The organism is Microcystis sp. M109S1 (genome assembly GCF_020247025.1).
Lineage (GTDB): Bacteria > Cyanobacteriota > Cyanobacteriia > Cyanobacteriales > Microcystaceae > Microcystis.
The window spans coordinates 1-3,677 of record NZ_JADBRW010000397.1 but is presented as its reverse complement, the minus strand read 5'-3'; the positions used below and the strand labels follow the sequence as shown (position 1 = coordinate 3,677).

Annotated in this window: 3 protein-coding genes; 2 read left to right on the top strand and 1 reads right to left on the bottom strand. The window is 43.0% G+C overall.

Annotated features, from left to right (window positions below; all coding sequences use genetic code 11):
• Window positions 1-486: 486 nt before the first annotated feature.
• Entirely contained in the window at window positions 487-1,374 is an 888-nt protein-coding gene (locus IM322_RS19560; RefSeq protein WP_002751009.1) for a succinate--CoA ligase subunit alpha, read from the top strand.
• Window positions 1,375-1,801: 427 nt separating this feature from the next.
• Here IM322_RS19560 and IM322_RS19555 read toward each other — a convergent pair whose 3' ends face one another.
• The gene (locus IM322_RS19555) at window positions 1,802-2,494 is read right to left on the bottom strand and encodes a class I SAM-dependent methyltransferase (protein WP_287672814.1); all 693 of its coding nucleotides are present in this window, start codon (window positions 2,492-2,494) and stop codon (window positions 1,802-1,804) included.
• Between the two features lie 222 nt (window positions 2,495-2,716).
• Between IM322_RS19555 and IM322_RS19550 the strand changes: the two genes are divergently transcribed.
• On the top strand, window positions 2,717-3,580 hold the full coding sequence (locus tag IM322_RS19550; RefSeq protein ID WP_287672812.1) for a glycosyltransferase family 2 protein: 864 nt from the start codon (window positions 2,717-2,719) through the stop codon (window positions 3,578-3,580).
• The last annotated feature ends 97 nt before the right edge of the window (window positions 3,581-3,677 follow it).

Here is a 3,677-nt window from a genome sequence, read left to right as displayed (position 1 = left end):
TAAGGGTTCCATCCCTTATAACCCCAGTCCATTGCATAAGACAAACCGAAGAACCATAAATCTCAGATTATGAACGCCTAAAGTATATCAGTTATCGAAAAAATCAGGTCTAAAACCTCGCCTTAAGGCGAAAAGTTTTGGGAGCGGGGCATAAATCCCCGTTACAAAAACGGCCTCGGAGCCCCCTGCCTCCTGCCCCCTGCCTCCGTTAACAGTCATCAGTAATCAGATGTGAGTTTTCAGTTCACAAGGGCCGAATCTAAAACCTAATTGGTTAAGCTAAAAGCTTTGATGTGCTTAGTTTCTAACCTTCTTTTTAGGTGGGAGAATTGCCAGATTCTTTCTTTTGCCTCTTGCATGAGTGACTCTTGCCTTCAGAACCTGATTACTGTTTACTGTTTACTGACCACTGAAAAAAACTCCCATCAACAGTGTCTCACTGATTACTGTTTACTGTTTACTGAAACAACTCCCAACACTTAATATATGAAATGGACAGATAAAGATCAGATAATTATGCAAGGGATCGATCGACCCCTAGGCAAATATTATGCGGCACGATTGAAAGCTCAGGGAACCTGTTTAGTAGCGGGGGTGGCTAGTGGCCACGGTGGTGAGATAATCGCAGAGATACCAGTGTTTGATCTAGTGGCCGAGGCCGTTGCTGAAGCCGGAGAAATCAAGACCAGTTTAATTTTAGTCCCCCCCAATCAAGTCCTAGATGCGGCCTTAGAAGCGATCGCAGCAGCAATTCCCCAATTAATTATCGTCACCCCCGGAGTTCCCCCCTTGGATCTGGTGGAATTATTAAAGATAGCTAGTACCACCGGGACATTAATTCTCGGCCCCGGCAGCCAGGGTGTGATTATTCCCAATTATCTTTGGTTGGGTATTTGTGAACCGAATTTTTATCAATCGGGGACAATCGGTCTGATCACCCGCGGCGATCGCATAGGGGATGAAGTGGCGAAAACTTTAACAGCAGCGGGGTATGGTGAATCTATGGCGGTAAATTTGGGTACTGACGGCATTATTGGCTCCAATTTGTCCCAATGGTTGCAGGTTTTTGAGGAAGATGACAATACCGAGGCAATTCTCCTCGTCAGTCAGGTGGGGGGAAAGGCCGAAATCGAGGCAGCCAAATATATTGCCTCGGCGATCGAAAAACCAGTGATTGCCTATCTTGTGGGGTTAAATGCAGCGATTGAAACCAATTTCGGCGATACAGAAACAATTATTTCTAACCAACTTTCCTACTCTGTTGCCGCTAAGAATACCAGAAAAGATAGCTTACGTCATTTTCAAGAAGCTGGGGTGACAGTGGTAGAAAAATTAGCCGATTTACCTGCCTCTTTAGCTAAAGTCTTGTCCTGAATTTGACCCCATTGCTCCAATAATAAGCTGTTGACTACCTAAATTACTCGTTAAGACTGCACCGGAGTTGGGAGTACTGGAACTATCGAGGGTATGGTTATATATTGTTCAGCTTACTAGCCGCCGCCTTTTCCTTCCCCCCTTATCCCGAACTGAGGTTAATCATACTAAATCCGTTGAGTATAGGCTACATATCAGGACAGGCACTCATGCAAGAGGCAAAAGGCAAAAGTAGGGAATAGATAATCAGTTTTTAATAACTGGATTTAGTATCATTAATCAGTAATCAGTGCCAAGAAAGCGGAGCACAGGGCAGAGTTAAACCTACCCTTTATTATCGGAAAAAGTCCTTTCTTTTCGTCTTTTTGTGATCACTTATTTTCTGTTTGTGGCCAGGAATAGATTTGTGGTTTTAGGAGTGACAGCCTTAGTGAACTAAAACGCAGAGATTAGACACTAAGCCCAGAAATTTCGGCTTATACCAGTGGAGAGTAACTTTTAAACCATTAATTCGGGCAGCTTGTTCAATAATACGGGCAAATTCATCTTCCGCAAGCAAGCGCAGATTTTTTTCCCTAGCCCAAAACTTCATCCCAATTAAGTTTAAGACAGCGCGATGCCAACTTCTCGGCAGCCAGTGGAAGAGGGGCAAGCGCGTATGAAATTCTAGCCAGTGGTAGCGATTAGGAGTAGTGATAAATAAGCGGGGACATAATCGCAGCAGGCTGCTGACGTATTCAATCTGCGATTGTTCATTGCCGACGTGTTCGATAACCGCCGATGAGATGATATAGTCAATTCCTTCTACTTGGGAAGGTGTGGGAGGCCAATCAAGGACAAGTAATCCGGGGAAAAATGCCGCTAAATGGCTAATTTCTTCAGGAGAACAGGCATAAACCTTAGCATCATCTTCCAGCAACCAGCGGATAAAGCAGTTACTCGCTTGTCTGGTGGTTTCCGGTGTGGAACCATGGTCTAAAAATTTTTTTCCCCTCACACCATCCACGGCATTCTCTAAAAAATCATACATTTTGCGGCGCATTTGCAGGGTGGTCTTGCCGTGAAGTTTCGCCAGGGGGCGGTTTTTGCCAAAATAATCGATGCCTAATTTTTCTACCATGAATCTATTCCTTAATTTTTTTTGAAGGACTTGACAACTGTTCAATATACACTTATATACTAACTAGGCACAAAAAGTTCGTGCGGTTGAGGGAAAAATTTTCTTAACCTTGATGGCCTATGGCCATTGACTACATATGGTTATGGTTAACCCCGACGAGGCTATCTCTGAAAAAACCAATCATAATCAGAGGTTCAACCAATAACAATCCACCTGGAAATAATGGAAAGCAGTGCAAAATTGGAGAGTCAATTATCGTCAAGTTCAGCAAGAAAGGAAAACAATGCTGCTTTTTCTATTGTCATTCCCGTCTATAATGAGGAAAAGGGTATTACTCCGACTTTAAAACTTCTCCAAGAACAACTAAAACTCTCTAATTGTACCTATGAGATTGTGGTGGTTAATGATGGTTCTAAGGATCGAACGGGTGAAATCTTGCGAGAACTTCAGGAATTGATGACATTTAGGTTAATCGAACATCCCAGAAATCGTGGCTATGGCGCAGCACTGAAAACGGGAATTAGACAGGCTAAATATGGCGCAATCGTGATTACGGACGGAGATGGAACCTATCCTAACGAAAGAATTCCCCAATTAGTTGCCCTGCTAGAGAATGCCGATATGGTGGTCGGGGCGCGTACTGGTGCGAATGTCAGTTATCCAACAATTCGCAAAATTCCTAAGTGGTTTCTTGTCCGTTTTGCCGAATGGATTAGCAATAGTCGCATTCCGGATCTTAATAGTGGCTTACGGGTTTTTCGTAAGAGCGTGGTCGAAAGATTTTTTAATATCTTACCCGATACTTTTAGTTTTACCACTACGATTACCCTCGCCATGTTGACTAATGGTTATTTAGTCCATTATGAACCGATTGACTATTTTGCTCGCCAGGGCAACAGTAAAATTAAGCCTATCCGGGATACTTTGCGCTTTGTCCAGTTAATCCTCCGGGTGGGAATGTATTTTGCCCCTCTCCGGGTTTTTCTTCCCATTGCTGGGTTTTTCTTTCTTGGGTTTTTATTTACCCTAATTCAAGATATTTTTGGCTCTTCGGTAATTGCTATGCAAATAATTAACTTAAAATAAAATTCGATGAGAGTGCCTACGCTCAAAAATAGCTGAAATCTATACAGGGAAGGACTTAAGGCACAAACGGGTTAATACCAAAAGATAGACAATTGAG

What these genes read in the sequence shown, in the direction of transcription:
- IM322_RS19560 (WP_002751009.1), top strand. Translation starts at nt 487, where the DNA reads ATGAAATGGACAGATAAAGATCAGATAATTATGCAAGGGATCGATCGA.
- IM322_RS19555 (WP_287672814.1), bottom strand. Translation starts at nt 2,494, where the DNA reads ATGGTAGAAAAATTAGGCATCGATTATTTTGGCAAAAACCGCCCCCTG.
- IM322_RS19550 (WP_287672812.1), top strand. Translation starts at nt 2,717, where the DNA reads ATGGAAAGCAGTGCAAAATTGGAGAGTCAATTATCGTCAAGTTCAGCA.